Here is a 19,929-nt window from a genome sequence, read left to right as displayed (position 1 = left end):
TTGGTCGTTCTGATTGGTGCAGCGTTGTTGGGCGCAGCTGGAGCGGTGGGGGCCGCTCCAGCTGCCGAGCCCAATACGCAGGTGCCGGCGGGGAGCCGGCACTACGCGGCCAGTGGCTTCCCGGACCGCATCGTCGCGTCGCCAGCGCAGGATGCCAGCAGCGGTTTCGCGGTAGCGTGGCGTACCGCGCCGCTGGCCCAGCCGGCGCTGCTGGAAATCACAGTGGCTGGCGACTCACCAGACATGGGCCAGGTGCGACAGCTCACTGCGAGCAGCCAGCTGCTGCAGACCGAGAACGGCAACAGCCAGCACCATCGTGCGCTGATTGAGGGTCTGCAGGCGGACACGCTGTATGCCTATCGGGTGCGGGGGCAGGGCACCTGGAGTGCATGGCAGCACTTCCGTACGGCCGCTGCCGCCGGTCAGCCGCTGACCGTTCTGTACTTCGGCGATACCCAGAACAAGAACCTCAGCCATGTCAGTCGGGTGATCCGGCAGGGCTGGCAGACTGCGCCGGATGCGCGGTTGACGCTGTTTGCTGGCGATCTGGTCAGTGGTGGTGATGGCGAGGATGACAACGAATGGGGCGAGTGGTTTGCCGCCGGTGGCTGGTTGCTGCCGGGCACGGCAGTCGCACCGGCCGCTGGTAACCACGAGTACTTCGAAGAGTTCGAGGACACGCCGCAGGAACGGCGTGTGCTGGGCAAGCATTGGCCAGTTACCTTCGCGTTGCCGAACAATGGCGCGCCAGCTGCTGCCAGTACGACCTATTGGTTCGACTATCAGGGCCTGCGCGTGGTGGTGCTGGACGGCACGTCGGCGCTGGATCTGGGTACCGCCAAGGCGCAGGCGAACTGGTTGGAGGGCGTGCTGGAAAGCCGCCGCCAGCCCTGGAACATCGTGGTCGTACACCAGCCGCTGTATCCGTTGCGCGCGGAGCGGGACAGCTCAGTGCTTGCCAGCGAGATCCGCCCTGTACTGCAGCGGCACAAGGTCGATCTGGTGCTGCAGGGCCACGATCACACCTATGGTCGCCGAGCCGATGCTGGTGCAGCGTTGCCGCAATACGTCTCGTCCGTCGCCGGTCCCAAGCAGTACCGCCTGTCGCCGGAGGCTCGCGCGACGATGAAGCCGACTGCCGAGGATACCCAGTTGTTCCAGGTGCTGCGGCTGGACGACAAGGGTCTGCGTTACGAAGCGCGTACGGCAACCGGTCGTCTGTATGACGCCTTCCAGATCAACCGCAACGTCGATGGCGGCAAGCAGTTCAGTGAGGTCACCGAAGGGCGCATCCCGCAGCGTGATTGCCCGCGTGCAGTCTCGCCCAAAGGCCGCGACGACCGTTGCTGGGAGTGAGCGGATGAAGACGATGCAGGCAGTTCTATGCGGGATGGTGCTGGCGATCACTTCGCCGCTGGTGGCAGCGGCTGAACTGTTGCATCCCTTCGCGTTGCCGCAGCCAGGCAATGCACCTGAGGAAGTGCTGCTGGTGGTGGAAATCCCGGCTGGCGGCGCGATCAAGTACGAACTCGGCGAGCATGGCGAGCTGCGGGTGGATCGTTTTCTATCTATGCCGGTCGCCTATCCGGCCAACTACGGTTCGATGCCGCAGACCTTGGCCGGCGACGGTGATCCCCTGGATGCGTTGGTGCTGACCCGCTTGCCGATCCAGCCGGGTGCGGTTGTGCGCTTTCGCCCGTTGGGCGTGTTGCGGATGGTCGACAAAGGCGAGGCCGACGAGAAAATCGTTGGCGTGCCGGTGGATGCAGTCGATCCAACTTATGCGAAGGTGCGTGCATTGGAGGACCTGCCTGCGGTGGAGATCCAGCGCTTCGAAGCGTTCTTCCGGGTCTACAAACAGCTGCCCGGCGGCGCAGACATCCAGCTCAATGGCTGGGGCGATGCCGCCGAAGCCAAGCAGGTGATACGTCGGGCACTGGATGGCTACCAGCAGGCCAGGCCTGCGCGTTGAGTATCGAACCGGTTTCACGGCTTCGCTGTTGGCTTCCTCCTATAATGAATGCGGTTTCGTCCCGAGCGGTCATCGCGGGTGCCGGTAGCACTGGCGCCGTGATGACAGCACGTAGCAATGACGGCTCAGCCAGGAGTATTGGCTGGGCGATCACGGCGGGCTGCCGCTAGCGGCAGGTGCCCAATCAAGGAGGGTGGTCATGCGCATTATGGGTAAGGCGTGGAACAAGCTGGCCGTAGCGGCCTTGTTGTTGGCAGTAGCAGCGAGCGCGGGAGCCGCGCCGCCGTTGGAGGAGGAGATCGTCAACCCCAGCGAAGTGCTCTTTGAGAACGGCAAGGCCTACGCCGATACCGGCGGCGGGCAGATGGAGCAGCTGCACAGCCGCAAGCAGGGCGGCGAGACGATCTATTACCGGCTGGTGCGCTACGACAACGAAAACGGTTATGTCGAGAACGATGGCGCGCAGGTGTTGGCGCAGACCTTCCGTAGCGAATCCAGCATCGGCCAGACACCGTACCGCTACTATGGTTCCGGCCACTTTTCTCGTCCGGACTTCTACAACAGTCCTTATAACCGCGATGCCCGCCAGCGCTATTCCGGGCCGGGTTACTTTGGCAGCTGCAGCCGCTACGACGGCTGCAAGGAAGTGCAGATCGTGCCGTTGTGGCCGTATTACCGCGGCTACTGATACTTCAGATGCTTGATGCAACCAGAAGCGGCGGCCTGCATGGCCGCCGTTCCCGTTTGATGCATGGCTGTGCGCTCAGGCGCTGAGTGCTTCGACCACGCGTAGCTTGGGGTGTCCTTTCGAACGCTGCTGATACTCCTGCTCGATGTCGGCCAGACGCTTGGCGTTGGGGCACTGCAGCATCATGTAGTTGGCGTCGAAGTTGAGCTTGGCGACCAGGAAGTCGATGAACGCGCGTACCTTCGGGGACACCAGTCGGCCGCCGGCAAACACCGCATTGAAGTCGTAGTCCGGGCCGGTCCAGCCGGGCAGAATCTGCCGCACCATGCCGGATTCGACAAAGGGCTTGGCCATCACATCGCTGCTGAGCATCAGGCCTTCACCGGCCACGAGAGCGGCGTTCAGTGCGGACGGGTCGTTTGCCACAAGTAGCGGATTGACTGGAAACTCTCGCATCTCGCCGCCATTTTCGGCCAACGTCCAGGTAAAGCGCTGAGTCTGTCCATGATGGGTCTTGCGGATCGCCAAGGTGCGGTGGAACTGCAGCTCATCGGGGTGCTTGGGCTCACCGTGCACGGCGAGATAGGCGGGGCTGGCGAATACCTGGGTGCGCAGACTGCCGAGCTTGCGGGCGATCAGGTTGGAGTCGGGCAGCGCGCCGACGCGCAATGCCAGGTCCACTTCACCTGAGATCAGGTCCAGCGTCTCATTGCCCAGGTGCATGTCGACCCGGATCTCCGGGTATTCACTCTGGAACTGACCCAGCAGCGGTGCAATCCAGCAGGTGCCAATGGAGTACGGCACGGTGAAACGCAGCCAGCCGCGCGGACCGGACTGCAACTGGCTGACCGCGCTTTCGGCCTGATCCAGTTCACGGGCGATGCGTTGGCAGTGCTCGTAGTAGACCGTCCCGGCTTCGGTGAGGCCCAGGCGGCGCGTGGTCCGATGCAGCAGGCGCGCGCCCAGCCGGGTCTCCAACTCCTGCACCTTGCGGCTGACCGTGGTCTTGGGTTGGCCGAGCAATCGCGCAGCGGCAGTGAAACTGCCCTGTTCGACCACTTTGACGAAGATCAGGGTGTCGTTGAGATCGTTGGCCATGGGTAGGACTCTTGCGGCAACGGAATTGTGCCGGCGACGGGATGATTATTCCCTTCAATCCGTACTAATCAAGTCTGGATTACAGGCCTATCTTGTACGCCTGTACCTAATCCGGACATGCCGTCATGCGCATGCGCTCCCCAATGGCCCTGTCAGCGTCACGCCGCGAACCCAGTTACCGCAATGCTTTGCCTTCAAAGATTGCCTGCAATCGATTGAATCCATTGCAGTTTGAGGCCTTGCTTGGCGACTTGCAGGTAAATGCACCGAGAGCGCCCTGGCGCGAGCGCGCGGCTTTGTTGCGGCAAGTTCTGGGTGGCTTTGTCCCATTGGTGGTCCAAAAATTTCCGCGGACGGGACAGTGATCCTGCCGCAACCGGCGCGGTTCTGGCCGACCAAGGTCCAGCTGCGCAGATTGTCGCCTGACGGACTGCTGCCGCGGCGATGCCGAGCTCCGCTTTGTTTTCCCGTAATCCCCTGATCACCTCCCCCTTGGAGCACGAAATGAAAGGTATCTCCCCATCACCCACGCTGCGCCGCGTTGCCTTGGCAGGCATGTCAGCGCTGAGTCTGGCCGTCCTGGTCGCCTGCAGCGGCGGCCACGCGGAAAACGCCGCTCCGCCAGCACCCGAAGTCAGTGTTGCGCCGGTGCTGATCAAGCAGGTTGCGCAGTGGGACGAGTTCAGTGGCCGTATCGAGGCGGTGCAGAGCGTTGAGCTGCGTCCGCGCGTGTCGGGCTACATCGACAAGGTCAATTACGTCGAAGGCGAAGAGGTGAAGAAGGGTGATGTGCTGTTCACCATCGACGCACGCAGCTATCAGGCGGAGTTCAATCGCGCGCAGGCTGAATTGAATCGCGCTCGCACCCAGGCTGGCTTGGCGCGCAGCGAGTCCGAGCGTGCGCGTCGCTTGGCCGAGCAACAGGCCATCGCTGCGGAAACCGCAGAGCAACGCCGCGCCAGTGCTGATCAGGCCGGCGCGCAGGTGCAGGCCGCGCAGGCGGCACTTGATGCAGCACGGCTCAACCTGGAGTTCACCAAGGTGCGTGCGCCGATTGATGGACGCGCCGGACGCGCGATGGTCACCGCCGGCAATCTGGTCACCGCCGGTGATGCAGCCAGTGTGCTGACCACCCTGGTGTCGCTGGATACGGTGCACGTCTACTTCGACGCCGACGAGTCCACCTACCTGCGCTATGCGCAGATGGCCCGCAATGGTGAGCGTCCGAGTGAGCGCGATCAGGCCTTGCCGGTGAAGATTGGCTTGAGCGGTGAGCAGGGCTATCCGCATGAAGGCAAGGTCGATTTCCTCGATAACCAGATCACCCGCAGCACCGGCACCATCCGCGTGCGTGCGCTGCTGGACAACGCCGGTCGCCAGTTCACTCCGGGCCTGTTCGCTCGCGTGCAGCTGTTGGGCAGTGGCCAGTTCCAGGCGGTACTTGTAGACGACAAGGCGGTGCTGACCGACCAGGACCGCAAGTACGTGTTCGTGCTGGACAAGGACAACAAGGCGCAGCGTCGTGATGTGCAGCTTGGTCGCAATGCCGAGGGCCTGCGCATCGTCGAACAGGGTCTGGCTGCTGGCGACAAGGTGATCGTCGACGGCGTGCAGAAAGTGTTCATGCCAGGCATGCCGGTGCAGGCCAAGGCGGTTGCGATGCAGCGCGTTGCTGCACCGGCCACCCAGGCCGTAAGCAGCATCAACTAAGCCGCCAACTACCTTTGCCGGCGTGGCTGTCGGCCGTGTTTGTCTGCTCCCGATGGGGCGGGCAGGGCGGCTGCAGCCTGACGCCAGCTTTTCCAAGGATTTCCCATGGATTTTTCCAGATTTTTCATCGACAGGCCGATCTTCGCGGCGGTGTTGTCGATCGTGATCTTCGCCGCTGGCCTGGTCAGCATTCCGTTCCTGCCGATTGGTGAGTACCCGGAAGTGGTGCCGCCGTCGGTGGTGGTGCGTACCGTGTACCCGGGCGCCAATCCCAAGGTGATCGCCGAGACGGTGGCTACGCCATTGGAAGAGGCCATCAACGGCGTCGAGGGCATGATGTACCTCAAGTCGGTGGCCGGCTCCGATGGCGTGCTGCAGATGACCGTCACTTTCCGTCCGGGCACCGATCCTGATGAAGCAGCGGTGAGGGTGCAGAACCGCGTCGCGCAGGCGCAGGCACGTTTGCCTGAGGACGTGCGGCGGCAGGGTGTGACCACCCAGAAGCAGTCGCCGACCTTCCTGATGGTCGTGCACCTGACCTCGCCCAAGGGCAATTACGACACCTTGTACCTGCGCAACTACGCACGTCTGCATGTCAAGGACGGGCTGGCGCGTATTCCGGGTGTTGGTGACGCGCAGATCTTCGGCGGCGGCGATTACGCCATGCGCGCCTGGCTGGATCCGGACAAGGTCGCTTCGCGCGGTTTGACCGCCAGCGACGTGGTGCGTGCCATGCGTGAGCAGAACGTGCAGGTATCGGCGGGCCAGCTCGGTGCCGAGCCGATGCCGAACAGTCAGTTCTTGACCTTGATCAACGCGCAGGGCCGCCTGCGTAGCGAGCAGGAGTTCGGCGACATCGTGCTCAAGAGCGGTACCGACGGCGAAGTGGTGCGGCTGTCTGATGTGGCGCGTATCGAACTGGGTGCCGGCGACTACACCTTGCGCTCGCAGCTGGATGGCAAGAATGCGGTTGGCATCGGTATCTTCCAGGCGCCCGGTGCAAATGCATTGGAGATCCGCGACGCGGTGATCGGCCGCATGGACGAGCTGCAGAAGACTTTCCCGGCCGACGTGAAGTACGAGGCGGTGTACGACACCACCATCTTCGTGCGTGACTCGATCAAGGCCGTGGTGACCACGTTGTTGGAAGCCATCGCCCTGGTGGTGCTGGTAGTCATCCTGTTCCTGCAGACCTGGCGTGCCTCGATCATCCCGTTGATCGCGGTGCCGGTGTCGATCGTGGGTACCTTTGCAGCGCTGTACATGCTGGGCTTCTCGATCAATACATTGAGCCTGTTCGGTCTGGTTCTGGCGATCGGTATCGTGGTTGATGACGCGATCGTGGTGGTGGAGAACGTCGAACGTAATATCGAAGAAGGCCTGTCGCCAACGGCGGCTGCGCATCAGGCGATGAAGGAAGTGTCCGGCCCCATCGTCGCTATTGCGTTGGTGCTGTGTGCGGTGTTCGTGCCGATGGCCTTCCTGTCCGGCGTTACCGGCCAGTTCTACAAGCAGTTCGCTGTGACGATTGCCATCTCCACGGTGATCTCGGCGATCAACTCGCTGACCCTGTCGCCGGCCTTGGCTGCGCGCCTGCTCAAGCCGCATGGCGCTGCCAAGGATGCGCCGAGCCGTTTGATCGACAAGTTGTTCGGCTGGGTGTTCCGTCCGTTCAACCGCTTCTTCAAGACCAGCTCGGAGAAGTACGAGCGCGGCGTGTCGCGCATTCTCGGCCGTCGCGGCGCGGTGTTCGTTGTGTATGCCGTGCTGCTGGTGGGTACCGGGGTGATCTTCAAACTGGTGCCGCCTGGCTTCATCCCGACCCAGGACAAGCTGTACCTGATCGCTGGTGTGAAGCTGCCGGAAGGCTCGTCCATTGCACGCACCGATGAAATGCTGCGCAAGGTTGCCAAGATTGCCCAGGAAACCGATGGTGTCGCCCACACCATCTCGTTCCCGGGTTTGAATGCACTGCAGTTCACCAACACGCCCAATACCGGCGTGGCCTTCATCCCGCTCAAGCCGTTCAACGAGCGCAAGGGGCGTACCGCCGCGCAGATCAATGCCGAGATCAACCAGAAGATCGCCGGACTGCAGGAAGGTTTCGCCTTCGCGATGATGCCGCCGCCGATCCTTGGTCTGGGCAACGGCAACGGCTACCAGATGTTCATCGAGGACCGTGGCAATCTCGGCTATGGCGCCTTGCAGAACGCGGTACAGAGCATGCAGGGCGCCGTCGCACAGACGCCGGGCATGGCCTATCCGATCACCAGCTACCAGGCCAACGTGCCGCAGCTGGATGCGGAGGTCGACCGCGTGAAAGCCAAGGCGCAGGGCGTACAGTTGACCGAGTTGTTCGACACGCTGCAGACCTACCTGGGTTCGGCGTATGTCAACGACTTCAACCAGTTCGGCCGTACCTGGCAGGTGATCGCGCAGGCCGATGGTCAGTTCCGTGACAGCGTGGAAGACATTGGCAAGCTGCGTACGCGCAATGATCGCGGCGAGATGGTGCCGATTGGCTCGATGGTGACCGTCAAGGAAACCTACGGTCCGGATCCGGTGCTGCGCTTCAATGGTTACCCGGCGGCTGATCTGGCCGGTGAAGCCGACCCGCGCATGCTGTCTTCGGCTCAGGCGATGAACAAGCTCACCGAGATCGCAGGACAGGTGTTGCCGGCCGGCATGGTCACCGAATGGACCGACCTGAGCTATCAGCAGGCGACCCAGGGCAAGGCTGCCTTCATCGTGTTCCCGGTGGCGATCCTGCTGGCCTTCCTGGTGCTGGCTGCGCTGTACGAGAGCTGGTCGCTGCCACTGGCGGTGATCCTGATCGTACCGATGACCTTGCTGTCGGCATTGTTCGGGGTATGGCTCACCGGCGGTGATAACAACGTCTTCGTGCAGGTAGGCTTGGTGGTGTTGATGGGCCTGGCGTGTAAGAACGCGATTCTGATCGTCGAGTTCGCCCGCGAGTTGGAAATGGGCGGCAAGGGTATCGTCGAGGCGGCATTGGAAGCCTGCCGTCTGCGTCTGCGCCCGATCGTGATGACCTCGATCGCCTTCATCGCCGGCACGGTGCCGCTGGTGCTGTCGCATGGCGCGGGTGCCGAGGTGCGCTCGGTCACGGGTATCACCGTATTCGCTGGCATGTTGGGTGTGACCCTGTTCGGCCTGTTCCTGACCCCGGTGTTCTATGTGGCGCTGCGCAAGTTCGTGTCACGTAACGGTGGTGGCAAGCTGGTCCAGCATGGTGAGCCGACCATCCACCATTGATGGCAGGTGTAACTCCGTTGCGGGACGCTGCAGATGTGTTGCCTCCCGCAGGTCCTTGCCACGTTCACCGGCAAGGACGGTTTGAAATGTTATCGGGCTTGTATCAATTCATTCCCCCAAGGAAAAGCAGATGAATACCCAGAACACCAAAGTTGCCCTGGTTACCGGCGCCACCCGCGGCATCGGTCTTGAGACCGTGCGCCAGTTGGCCGCCGCAGGCGTGCACACGCTGCTGGCCGGGCGCAACTACGACACTGCTGCCGCAAAGGCGCAGGAGCTGCAGGCAGAAGGCCTGCCGGTCGAAGCCATCCAGCTCGACGTCAACGATACCGACAGCATTGCGGTAGCGGTTGAGCGTGTGACCCAGCTGCACGGCAAGCTCGATATCCTGGTCAACAATGCAGGCGTGCTGGTCGACGACCTGCAGGCCGGCGCCAGCGGTCAGTCGCTGGAAACCTGGCGCAGTACCTTCAACACCAATCTGTTTGCGGTGGTTGAAGTGACTGTGGCGTTCCTGCCGCTGCTGCGCGCTGCGCCGGCTGGGCGCATCGTCAATGTGTCCAGTATCCTCGGCTCGTTGACCCTGCATGCGCAGCCGGGTTCTCCGATCTACGGTTTCATCGTTCCGGCCTACAACGCGTCCAAGAGCGCGCTGAACGCCTGGACGGTGCAGTTGGCGCATGAATTGCGCGAAGGCCCGATCAAGGTCAACGCGGTGCACCCGGGCTACGTCAAGACCGACATGAACGGTGGCGAAGGCGAGATCGATGTCGCCGAAGGCGCGCGTTCCAGCGTGGGCATGGCCTTGATTGCGGCCGATGGTCCGACGGGCAGCTTCAGCTACCTCGGCGAGGTGTTGCCGTGGTGATACGCGTGCTGGTAACCGCAATGGCCAGCGCCTTGCTGGCCGGTTGCGTGAGCGTTGGCCCGAACTACAAGGCAGCGCCGGTTGAGCCGGTGAGCCTGCAGGGTGCGGCAGATCCCGCGTTCTCCACTGCGCCGCCGGTGGCCAACTGGTGGGCGCAGTTTGATGACCCGGTCCTGGGGCAGCTGGTGCACGATGCGCTCGGCGATAATCTGGACCTGCAGATCGCCATGGCCCGCGTGCGCGCTGCACGGGCGGTGTTCACCGAGCAGCGCTTGGATCAGCTGCCGCATATCACTGCGGGTGGCAGCCAGGATCGGCGCATGCAGCCGGATGCGACGCTGGGTGGTGAGCGTGTTTCCAGCGAAACCTACCAACTCGGCTTCGATGCTGGATGGGAACTGGATCTGTTCGGCAGGCAGCGCCGTGCAGCCGAAGCTGCACGCGCCGACCTCGGTGCCGAACGCGACAATCTGGCCGATGCGCAGGTGATGGTGGCAGCCGAAGTGGCCCGCAACTATTTCGAACTGCGTGGCTCGCAGAAGCGGATCGCGGTTGCACGCGACACCTTGGTCAATCTGCGCGAGACCCAGCGTTTGACCGAAACCCGGTTGGAGCTCGGTGCTGGCAGTGAACTGGATGTGCAGAGCAGCCGTGCCCGTTTGAAGGCGATCGAGGCGGATATTCCGTTGCTGGAAGTGTCCGAGGTGCAGTCGCGCCATCGCCTTGCCGTATTGCTTGGGCAGCGTCCCGGTTCGCTGGACGCGTTGCTGCAGCCGCGCGAAGTACCGGCATTCGCCAAGGCCTTGCCGCTGGGCGACACCAGCGACCTGTTGCGGCAGCGTGCCGATGTGCGCATGGCCGAGCGTCGCCTGGCTGCAGCCACGGCGCGTGTTGGCGTGGCAACTGCCGATCTGTTCCCGCGCATCAGCCTGAGTGGTTTCGTCGGTTTCCTTGGCGGCGATGCTTCGGGTCTGGTGAACGGCAACAACAAGGCCTGGTCGTTGACCCCGTCAATCAGCTGGGCGGCATTCGACTTCGGCACCGTGCGGGCACGCCTGCGTGCGAGCAAGGCGCAGGCCGATGGCGCAGCCGCCGAGTATGAGAAGGCGGTGCTGCTGGCCTTGGAAGACACCGAGAACGCATTGACCCGCTATGCCAAACAGCAGGCGCGGCTGGGTATCGTGGCCGAGCAGGCGCAGGCGGCACGTAAGGCGGAGTCCTTGGCACAGCTGCGGTACCGGGAAGGTTCCGAGGACTTTCTGGCGTTGCTGGATGCGCAGCGCAACCAGTTGGCCGCGGATGATGCATTGGCCGCAGCGGAGGCTTCGGTGAACGTCAGTGTCGTTGCTGTTTACAAGGCACTGGGCGGCTGGGGCGGGCAACCCGGTCCTGCGTTGGCGGTCACCAGCGTGCGGTGAGAAGGCGTTCCCGGTCCTCAACCTCTCTCCCCTTGGGTGGCTGGGCTTCTAGCGCTACAAAACGAAACAGGCGGCCAATGGCCGCCTGTTTCGTTACGCATCACGGAAAATCAGGCAGCGTCAGCTTGCGCCCGGCGCGGGCCTTCAACCAGCGCGCGACCAACCATGTCCACCAGCACGTCGAGCTCCTCTTCATCCATGCCGAAGTGCGGGGTAAAACGCAGCGAATTCTCGCCGCCGTGGATCACGTTGACGCCGTGCATGCGCAGCCACTCTTCGGTGGAGCCGGCGCCATAGCACTTGAATTGCGGGGCCAGCTCGCAGGAGAACAGTAGGCCGGTGCCCTGCACCTTGGTAATCAGGCCGCCGAGCTTGGCCTTGAGCGCTTCCAGCTTCTGCACGGCCTGCTCGCCGCGCAGACGGATGTTCTGGCGAACTTCCGGCGACAGGCGGGCGAGGGTGGCAACGGCCACGTCCAGCGCGCGCGGGTTGGTGGTCATGGTGTTGCCGTACACACCCTTGCGGTAGAGCTTGGCGGCATGTTCGGTGACGGCCAGCACCGACAGCGGGAACTGCGCGCCGTTCAATGCCTTGGAATAGGTCTCCATGTCCGGCGGGTCGAGTGTCTCGTAGCCCGGGTAGTCAACGAAGGACAGGGTGCCGTGTGCGCGCAGTGCGGCCTGGATGGAATCGATCAGCAGCAGGCTCCCGTGCTCGCGGGTCAGCTCGCGGACCAGCTTGTAGAAGCTGGCCGGCACTGCGCGGCCGGGGTCGCCTTCGCCCATTACCGGCTCCAGGAACACCGCCTCGATGAACCAGTTGTTGGCCTTGGCATCGGCAAACACCTTGCGCATCGCTGCTTCGTCGTAAGGCGCAACGGTGATGACGCTGTTCTCGCCGCGGTAGCTGGCCAGATGCTGGTCATAGGCTTTGCGGCTGGAATCCGAATACAGGGCGGGACGATCAGTGCGGCCGTGGAAGCTGCCCTTGATCACTACGCGCTTGATGGTGGCACCGGCATGCGGTGCGCCCGGATCGGTCTGCAGCTTGGCGTTGATGTCGGCGATGCGTGCGGCCAGGCCGACCGCCTCGGAACCGGAGTTCAAACACATGAAGTGGGTGAACGGACAGCCGCCGCGGCTGTGGCCGATCTCTTTCTTCATGGCCTGCACAAAGCGGCGCTGGGCCAGGCTCGGGGTCATGATGTTGGCCATGACCTGCGGCTTGGCCGCAGCGGCCATCACATCGGCCGGGGTGTGGCCGAAACCGAGCATGCCGTAGCCGCCGGCGTCATACAGCACCGCGCCCTTGAGCGAGATTACCCACGGGCCGCAGGCGGCCAGGGCGATATAGGGAACGATGGCGTCGTCGGCATAGAAATTGACGAAGCCGGCCTGCATGGCGTCGATCTGGTCCTGTTCGTCCAGATCCAGCAGGTCGGCAGCTTCGTCCTTGATACGGGCGTATTCGCTGGCGGCAGCGGCGATGGCGCCGGCCAGGTCCGGGTGAGCGACGGCCAGGCGTTCAACGCTGGCGTCGTCCAGGCCTTGTGTCAGGCGCTGGCCAGCGTGCGCGCGAAGCGGGGCGAGGGGGCCGAGTACGGTCATGCTCATCTCCAGAAGTTTCTTGTATATACCCATTATCTGGAGATTCTGGACATATGGCAGCTATGATCTCGACGGATTTTCGGGTAATTTCGTCGAATCGACGAAGCTGGTTCGCAATGTGAATATTTCCCCTGCCGACGAACGCCTGTTATCCGTGCTCCGTGAGGATGCGCGCGCGTCAACCGCGCAGATTGCCCGCCGGCTTGGCCTCTCGCGAACCACGGTGCAGAGCCGGATCAACCGACTCGAGCAGTTGGGGGTAATTGCCGGCTATACGGTGCGCACCCACGAGGACTACGAGCAGGGTCAGGTGCGGGCGCACGTGCTGATCACCGTGCTGCCGAAGAAGATGCCGGCGGTGGTCAAGGCGCTGCGCGATATCACCGAGGTGCGTTCGTTGCACTCGGTCAGTGGAAACCATGACTTGATCGCGATGGTGGTGGTCGGCGGGGTCAGTGAGATGGACGTCGTGACCGATGCCATCGGTGCGGTCGATGGGGTGGAGCGGACCAATAGCGCGATTATTCTTTCAACCAAGTTTGAGCGGTGAGGTAGCGGGGAGCGGAGCCAACGGCAAAGCCAAAAACCAGCTCTTCCGCCCCTGAGAGCTACAATAGTCGGCTCCCCGTACGAAGTTCCGGCCTTGAAGAAGTCCGATTTCACCTATGACCTGCCTGAGGAATTGATCGCCCAGGCTCCCTTGGCCGAGCGTTCGGCCAGCCGTCTGCTGCTGGTCCCGCCGGCACCGGCGCCGTTCGACGACCGTCAGGTGCGTGATCTGGCTGGATTGCTGCAGCCCGGTGATCTGCTGGTGTTCAACGACACCCGCGTCATCCCGGCACGCCTGTTCGGGCAGAAGGCCAGCGGCGGTCGCGTCGAAATCCTGATCGAGCGTTTGCTCGGCGGCCAGCAGGCGCGCGCCCAGATCGGCGCCAGCAAGTCGCCCAAACCCGGCAGCCGCATTCAGCTTGATGCCGGCGGCGAAGCAGAGGTGCTTGGTCGCGACGGCGAGTTCTATGTGCTGCGCTTTGATATCCCCGAATCGTTGGAATCCTGGCTCGTGCACGAAGGCCGCCTGCCTCTGCCGCCTTATATCCACCGTGAGCCGGGCGTGGACGACCGTGAGCGCTACCAGACGGTGTTCGCCAAGCAGGTTGGCGCCGTGGCTGCACCGACCGCCGGTCTGCATTTCGATGAAGCACTGCTGGCGCAGCTGCGCGAGCGTGGGGTCCAGTTTGGCCATATAACCTTGCACGTTGGTGCCGGCACTTTCCAGCCGGTGCGGGTGGACGATCTTTCGCAGCACGTGATGCACCGCGAATGGCTCAATGTCGGCGCGGAGCTGGTCGAGCAGGTGCGCCGCACCCGTGCTGCCGGTGGCCGTGTGATCGGCGTTGGCACCACCGTGGTGCGGGCGCTGGAAAGCGCTATGCGCGAGGGTGAACTGCATCCGTATGCCGGCGAAACCCAGATCTTCATCACCCCGGGTTACCGCATCCGCAGCGTCGATGCGATGGTGACCAACTTCCATCTGCCGGAAAGCACCTTGCTGATGATGATCAGCGCGTTCGCAGGCAAGGAGCGTGTTTTCCAAGCGTATGCGCACGCCATCGAACAGAAGTACCGCTTCTTCAGCTACGGCGATGCGATGTTGTTGTTCCCGGCAGTTGAGGGTGCGGCTGTTTGACGCAGTGCACGGGCGGATCAAATGAGATAAGTTCTCATTTGATCCGTGTCCGGCCATCGTGGCCGGGACCGACGACCACTTCCGGAGTAATCCATGCGTCATCCGAAGCGTGCCGCCGGCCATCTGGCTGCCCTGTGTTCCCTCGTCCTGCTTGGTGCCTGCGCCAAGAGCGGTGACAACCCCGCCTCTGCTGCCGCGCCGCAGAAAGCTACCGCCGCTGGTGAGGTCAACCTCTACACCACGCGCGAGCCCGCCCTGGTGCAGCCGCTGTTGGATGCGTTCACCGCCGACACCGGTATCAAGGTCAACACCGTATTGCTGAAGGATGGTTTGACCGAGCGGCTCGCTGCCGAAGGCGAACGGTCGCCGGCCGACGTGCTGATGACCGTGGATACCGGGCGCCTGCTCGACGTGGTCGAAGCCGGCCACACCCAAGTGGTGAAGTCGCCGGTGCTGGAAGCAGCCATTCCCGCGCACCTGCGCTCGCCCGAAGGCCAGTGGTTTGCGCTGTCGCTGCGTGACCGCGTGGTCTACGCCGACAAGGACCTGGACCTTACCGGCTTCACCTACGAAAACCTTGCCGACCCGAAATGGAAGGGCCGGGTATGCATCCGTTCCGGTCAGCATCCCTATAACACCAGTCTGTTCGCGGCGATGATCGCGCACGACGGTGTGGAGAAGACCGAAGCCTGGTTGCGCGGCGTCAAGGGGAACCTGGCACGCAAGGCTGCCGGTGGTGATCGCGACGTCGCGCGCGACATCCTTGCAGGTATCTGCGATATCGGTGTGGCCAATGCGTATTACGTCGGCCGCATGAAGAATGCTGAAGAAGGCTCCGAGCAGCGCAGCTGGGGCGATGCCATCCAGGTGGTGCGGCCGGTGTTCGCCAGCGCCGCCGATACCGGCACCCACGTCAATATCTCCGGCGCCGCTGTCGCCCGTCATGCGCCCAACCACGACAATGCGGTGAAGCTGCTGGAATACCTGGTCCGCGACAGCTCGCAGAGCCTGTATGCGCGTGCCAACTACGAATATCCGGTGAAGCCGGGCGTGGCATTGGACCCGGTGGTCGCCAGCTTCGGGCCGATGAAGGTGGACCCGCTGCCCTTGGCTGAGGTGGTTGCCAACCGCAAGCTGGCCAGTGAGCTGGTGGACAAGGTCGGCTTCGATAATTGAACCTTGCGGTTCCCGACGGGCTGGTGCCGCGCATGCGGTGCCGGCCTGTTGTTTTGTGATGGATAGTGATTGATGACGTGGCGATGGAACCCGTGGTTGCTTGGCGCGACATCGGTGGCGGTGCTGATGCTGGCACCGGTACTGGGCTTGGTGTGGGCGGCGAGCGATGGCAGTGCCGGGCTGTGGACGCATCTATGGGCCAATGTGTTGCCAACCGCGCTGCTCAACACCGGCTTGTTGTTGCTGGGCGTTGGCGTATTGGTCGGTGTGCTTGGTACGGGCAGCGCGTGGCTGGTGACGGCGTTCGCGTTCCCGGGGCGCAAGCTGCTGGGCTGGGCATTGCTGCTGCCTTTGGCCGTGCCCACCTATATCGCCGCCTTCGCCTATCTGGATGTACTGCATCCGCTTGGTCCGGTGCAGGGTTTGATCCGCGACCTGCTGGGCTATGACAGTCCGCGCCAGTTCCGGCTGCCGGATATCCGCCATCTTGGCGGCTGCATCGTGCTGTTGGGCTTCGTGCTTTACCCCTACGTTTACCTGACTACCCGTGCCTTGTTCATGACCCAGGCCGCAGGCTTGCTGGAAGCGGCACGCAGCCTGGGCGCGACACCACTGCAGGTGTTCTGGCGGGTGGCGCTGCCGTTGGCGCGACCGGCGATTGCGGTAGGCGTAGCGCTGGCCTTGCTGGAAACCCTCAACGACATCGGTGCCTCCGAATTCCTTGGCGTGCAGACACTCACTGTGTCGATCTATACCACCTGGGTGAGTCGCGGCGACCTAGCAGGCGCCGCCCAGATCGCGCTGGCGATGCTCGGTGTGGTGGCCTTGTTGTTGACGCTGGAGCGCTATGGTCGGCGCCGCCAGCGCTATGCCAGCGTGCTGCGGCCGCGGCCGTTGCAACCGCAGCAGCTGCGTGGCGCTCGAGCCTTGCTCGCGTTGCTGCTGGGGCTGCTGCCGGTGCTGTTGGGCTTCGTGGTGCCGGCGGTCTATCTGCTCTGGGAAGCGGTGGAGCGGCTGCAGGTTGCTGGCATCTCGCCGCAGCTGCTGGTCGCGCTGTGGAACACGGTGCGGGTGGCCTTGCTGGCAACCGTTGTGGCGATGGCATTCGGCCTGCTGGTGGCCTGGGCGCTGCGGCTGGCGCAGGCGCGGCGACGTCATGGCTTGGCCGTGGCCAGTAGTCGCACTGCCACGCTGGGCTATGCAATCCCCGGCACGGTGCTGGCGATCGGTTTGTTGCTGCCGTTGGGTGGACTGGATGCCATGGCCAGCCGATTGCTGGTGCTGCTCGGTGGTCAGCCACAGATGTTGTTGATGGGGTCGGTGACCGTGCTGGTGCTGGCATATACGTTGCGCTTTCTCGCGGTATCGGTGGGTGGAATTGAATCGGGGCTGGCGCGCATTCCGCTGTCGCTGGATCAGGCCGCTGCAAATCTGGGCGAGGGTGCGGCGGGCATGCTGCGGCGGGTGCATCTGCCGCTGTTGCGCCCGGCCTTGGCTGCGGCCGCATTGCTGGTGTTCGTCGACACGATGAAAGAGCTGTCGGCCACCTTGGTGCTGCGGCCAATGAATTTCGAAACGCTTGCCACCTGGTTGTATGCCGAGGCCGCACGCGGGACCTATGAAGAAGGTGCGGTGGCAGCCTTGTTGATTGTCGTCAGCGGCCTGCTGCCGGTGATTCTGCTGGCGCGCGCCGGCGCGGCGTATGGAGTTGAAGATGCACGTTGATGCGCAACTGGTGTTGAAAGACCTGCACATTGGCTATCCCGTCGCGGGCGGTTTCAAGCCGGTGGTGGGGGGCTTGTCGCTGCAGCTCGGTCGCGGTGAGATCGGCTGCCTGCTGGGCGCTTCCGGCTGCGGCAAGACAACGGTGCTGCGCAGCATTGCCGGCTTTGAGCCGCTGCAGCAGGGCCGCATCGTGCTGGCTGGACGGCAGCTGGCTTCGGCGCAGCGGGCGCTTCCGGCCGAGCAGCGCCGGGTTGGGATGATGTTTCAGGATTACGCGCTGTTTCCACATCTGGATGTGGCGGCGAACATCGGCTTTGGTCTGCGCGGCTTGCAGCGTGCTCAGCGTCAAGCCCGGGTGCAGGCCTTGTTGCAATACGTGGGCTTGCCAGGTCTGGAGCAGCGCTACCCGCATGAACTATCAGGCGGGCAGCAGCAGCGCGTGGCCTTGGCGCGTGCCTTGGCACCGGCGCCGGACCTGTTGCTGCTGGACGAGCCGTTCTCGAATCTGGATGTGGATACCCGCCAGCGGCTTGCCGGCGAATTGCGCGATCTGCTCAAGGCGGCAGGCACCACGGTGCTGATGGTGACCCATGACCAGAGCGAGGCCTTCGCCATGGCCGACCGCATCGGCGTCATGCACGAGGGCCGCTTGCTGCAATGGAGCAGCGCCCAGACGCTGTATCAGGCGCCAATGGATCCGTTCGTGGCCGGCTTCATCGGCCGTGGTTCGTTGATCCAGGCGGCGCAGCTTGGGATTGGCGGGGGCGGGCGGGTGCTTGTGCGACCGCAGAGCTTGCTGCCGGACCCCGCCGCGCTGTTGCGCGCGCGGGTCGAGAGCGTGGTATTTCGCGGGCCGGGTAGCAGCGGCTGGGTGCGTCTGGCCGGTGGCGAGCGGGTGGAGCTGGATTTCGGCCCCGGTCAACTGCCCGAGATCGGCGCCGAGATCGGCCTCACCTGGCAGGATCCAGCGCCGGTCCGCTTCGCCGACTGACTGTTCCGGGGCGAAAGTTCGCCCTGCTGGCCCATATCCGCGACAATTGGCGTAACTGACGCCTCAATGCTTCCATGTCCAGATTGCAGTTCAAGCTCCAGAACACCGATGGCCGCGCCCGCCGTGGTCAGCTGTCCTTCCCGCGCGGCACCGTGCAGACCCCGGCCTTCATGCCGGTCGGCACCTATGGCTCGGTCAAGGGCGTGCTGCCAGAGCAGGTGCGCGCGCTCGGTGCCGAGATCATCCTCGGCAACACCTTCCATCTGTACCTGCGCCCCGGCCTCGATGTCATCGCCGACCACGGCGGCCTGCATGGCTTCTGCCAGTGGAATGGCCCGATCCTGACCGATTCGGGTGGTTTTCAGGTGTTTTCGCTGGCGCATCGGCGCAAGATCACCGAAGAAGGCGTCACCTTCGCTTCGCCGACCGACGGTGCGCGGGTCTTCCTGGGCCCGGAAGAGAGCATGAAGATCCAGGAGGTGCTGGATTCGGACATCGTCATGATCTTCGACGAATGCACCCCGTACCCGGCCACCGAGCCGGTGGCGCGCAAGTCGATGGAGCTCAGCCTGCGCTGGGCCCAGCGCAGCCGCAACGCGCATGACGCGATGGGCAACGATGCGGCGCTGTTCGGCATCGTCCAGGGCGGGGTGCACACCGACTTGCGCAGCCGCTCGGCCGAAGGCCTGCAGCAGATCGGCTTTGACGGCTATGCCATCGGCGGCCTGGCCGTGGGCGAGCCCGAGCACGAGCGCAACGCCATGCTCGACCACATGCATCCGATCCTGCCGGCCGACCGCCCGCGCTACCTGATGGGTGTAGGGCGGCCGGAGGACCTGGTCGAAGGCGTGGCCCGCGGCGTGGACATGTTCGACTGCGTCATGCCCACCCGGAACGCCCGTAACGGTCACTATTTCACTTCGTTCGGCACGGTCCGCATCCGTAACGCCCGCTACGAGCGCGATATGGACGTGATCGAGCCGGGTTGCGGCTGCCACGCCTGCACCGGTGGCTATACGCGCTCCTATCTGCGTCATCTCGATCGCTGCAACGAGATGCTGGCGCCGATGCTGGGTACCCTGCACAACCTGTTCTATTACGAAAAGCTGATGGCCGACATGCGTGCGGCCATCGAGGCGGGAACCTTCCTGGCCTTCCGCGAGTCCTTCTATGCAGCCCGGGGCCTGAGTGTCCCGGCGTTGTCGGGGGAGTAGCGGTCTTCACGCGGTCCGGGACGCGCTCCCGGACGCGTGGCATACTTCACGGCTGACCCCGTTTCGCGGTAACTGCTGCAGGCCATCCGGCCTGCATGGGTGCCGCCCAACATCAAGGATTACAAAATGACTCTCATGGCTATCCTGCTCCCCGTCGCCCAGGCCGCTCCGGCCGCACCGGGCATGGGCACCTTCCTGCTGCCCATCGCGCTGATCGCAGTGATGTACTTCCTGATGATCCGCCCGCAGATGAAGCGCCAGAAGGAACACAAGGCAATGCTGGAGAAGATCGCCAAGGGTGACGAAGTGCTGACCTCCGGCGGCATCGCTGGCGTGGTCACCGACATCGGCGACAACTTCATCACCGTGGAAGTGGCTGACAACGTCCGCATCCGCGTGCAGAAGGGCTCGGTCGGCAACGTCCTGCCCAAGGGCACGCTGAAGTCCGCTGCCTGAGACTGGTCCCTTTCCGTCACGTCGTGACGCCGCACCGGCGTCA

At 63.7% G+C, this 19,929-nt stretch carries 16 protein-coding genes; 14 read left to right on the top strand and 2 right to left on the bottom strand.

Features of this window, described 5'->3' with window-relative positions; translation table 11 throughout:
• The 3 genes from ACVOLS_RS11280 (at nt 1) to ACVOLS_RS11270 (ending at nt 2,660) form a co-directional block, all read left to right on the top strand.
• A complete protein-coding gene (locus tag ACVOLS_RS11280) occupies nt 1–1,356 on the top strand; it encodes a purple acid phosphatase family protein (protein ID WP_481545683.1) in 1,356 nt (451 codons plus the stop codon).
• Between the two features lie 4 nt (nt 1,357–1,360).
• Complete coding sequence (locus tag ACVOLS_RS11275) at nt 1,361–1,972, top strand: inorganic diphosphatase (protein ID WP_481545682.1); 612 nt, start codon at nt 1,361–1,363, stop codon at nt 1,970–1,972.
• A gap of 208 nt (nt 1,973–2,180) precedes the next feature.
• On the top strand, nt 2,181–2,660 hold the full coding sequence (locus tag ACVOLS_RS11270) for a hypothetical protein (RefSeq protein ID WP_481545705.1): 480 nt from the start codon (nt 2,181–2,183) through the stop codon (nt 2,658–2,660).
• A 75-nt stretch (nt 2,661–2,735) separates the two neighbouring features.
• Here the strand turns inward: ACVOLS_RS11270 and ACVOLS_RS11265 are convergent, their stop codons facing one another.
• Entirely contained in the window at nt 2,736–3,758 is a 1,023-nt protein-coding gene (locus ACVOLS_RS11265; protein ID WP_481545681.1) for a LysR family transcriptional regulator, read from the bottom strand.
• A 513-nt stretch (nt 3,759–4,271) separates the two neighbouring features.
• On the opposite strand from ACVOLS_RS11265, the gene ACVOLS_RS11260 reads away from it, so the two are divergent.
• From ACVOLS_RS11260 to ACVOLS_RS11245, 4 genes are all read left to right on the top strand, one after another.
• Complete coding sequence (locus ACVOLS_RS11260) at nt 4,272–5,468, top strand: efflux RND transporter periplasmic adaptor subunit (protein WP_481545704.1); 1,197 nt, start codon at nt 4,272–4,274, stop codon at nt 5,466–5,468.
• A gap of 105 nt (nt 5,469–5,573) precedes the next feature.
• On the top strand, nt 5,574–8,744 hold the full coding sequence (locus tag ACVOLS_RS11255) for an efflux RND transporter permease subunit (protein ID WP_481545680.1): 3,171 nt from the start codon (nt 5,574–5,576) through the stop codon (nt 8,742–8,744).
• Between the two features lie 130 nt (nt 8,745–8,874).
• Nucleotides 8,875–9,612, top strand: a complete 738-nt coding sequence (locus tag ACVOLS_RS11250; protein WP_481545679.1) for an SDR family oxidoreductase — start codon at nt 8,875–8,877, stop codon at nt 9,610–9,612.
• The gene (locus tag ACVOLS_RS11245; protein ID WP_481545678.1) at nt 9,606–11,030 is read left to right on the top strand and encodes an efflux transporter outer membrane subunit; all 1,425 of its coding nucleotides are present in this window, start codon (nt 9,606–9,608) and stop codon (nt 11,028–11,030) included. The genes ACVOLS_RS11250 and ACVOLS_RS11245 overlap by 7 nt, the downstream gene beginning before the upstream one ends.
• Nucleotides 11,031–11,140: 110 nt before the next feature.
• Here the strand turns inward: ACVOLS_RS11245 and ACVOLS_RS11240 are convergent, their stop codons facing one another.
• A complete protein-coding gene (locus tag ACVOLS_RS11240; protein ID WP_481545677.1) occupies nt 11,141–12,637 on the bottom strand; it encodes an aminotransferase class III-fold pyridoxal phosphate-dependent enzyme in 1,497 nt (498 codons plus the stop codon).
• A gap of 118 nt (nt 12,638–12,755) precedes the next feature.
• Between ACVOLS_RS11240 and ACVOLS_RS11235 the strand changes: the two genes are divergently transcribed.
• The 7 genes from ACVOLS_RS11235 (at nt 12,756) to yajC (ending at nt 19,886) form a co-directional block, all read left to right on the top strand.
• Nucleotides 12,756–13,187 carry an Lrp/AsnC family transcriptional regulator gene (locus ACVOLS_RS11235; protein ID WP_481545703.1) on the top strand — a complete coding sequence of 144 codons (432 nt, stop codon included), beginning with the start codon at nt 12,756–12,758 and terminating at the stop codon, nt 13,185–13,187.
• A gap of 93 nt (nt 13,188–13,280) precedes the next feature.
• A complete protein-coding gene (gene queA, locus ACVOLS_RS11230; protein WP_481545676.1) occupies nt 13,281–14,324 on the top strand; it encodes a tRNA preQ1(34) S-adenosylmethionine ribosyltransferase-isomerase QueA in 1,044 nt (347 codons plus the stop codon).
• 93 nt (nt 14,325–14,417) lie between these two features.
• A complete protein-coding gene (locus tag ACVOLS_RS11225) occupies nt 14,418–15,500 on the top strand; it encodes a Fe(3+) ABC transporter substrate-binding protein (RefSeq protein ID WP_481545675.1) in 1,083 nt (360 codons plus the stop codon).
• 72 nt (nt 15,501–15,572) lie between these two features.
• Nucleotides 15,573–17,225 carry an ABC transporter permease gene (locus tag ACVOLS_RS11220; RefSeq protein WP_481545674.1) on the top strand — a complete coding sequence of 551 codons (1,653 nt, stop codon included), beginning with the start codon at nt 15,573–15,575 and terminating at the stop codon, nt 17,223–17,225.
• Nucleotides 17,215–18,216, top strand: coding sequence for an ABC transporter ATP-binding protein (locus tag ACVOLS_RS11215; protein ID WP_481545673.1), 1,002 nt, complete (start codon nt 17,215–17,217; stop codon nt 18,214–18,216). Before ACVOLS_RS11220 ends, ACVOLS_RS11215 begins: the two co-directional genes overlap by 11 nt.
• Before the next feature lie 74 nt (nt 18,217–18,290).
• Nucleotides 18,291–19,430 (top strand): tRNA guanosine(34) transglycosylase Tgt, encoded by a 1,140-nt coding sequence (gene tgt, locus ACVOLS_RS11210; protein WP_481545672.1) that lies wholly within the window; start codon nt 18,291–18,293, stop codon nt 19,428–19,430.
• A 126-nt stretch (nt 19,431–19,556) separates the two neighbouring features.
• Entirely contained in the window at nt 19,557–19,886 is a 330-nt protein-coding gene (gene yajC / locus ACVOLS_RS11205; protein ID WP_481513552.1) for a preprotein translocase subunit YajC, read from the top strand.
• The last annotated feature ends 43 nt before the right edge of the window (nt 19,887–19,929 follow it).

The organism is Stenotrophomonas sp. STEN038, assembly GCF_056759895.1.
Note: the sequence above shows the minus strand (reverse complement) of the source record. Positions and strands in the feature narration are given on the sequence as shown.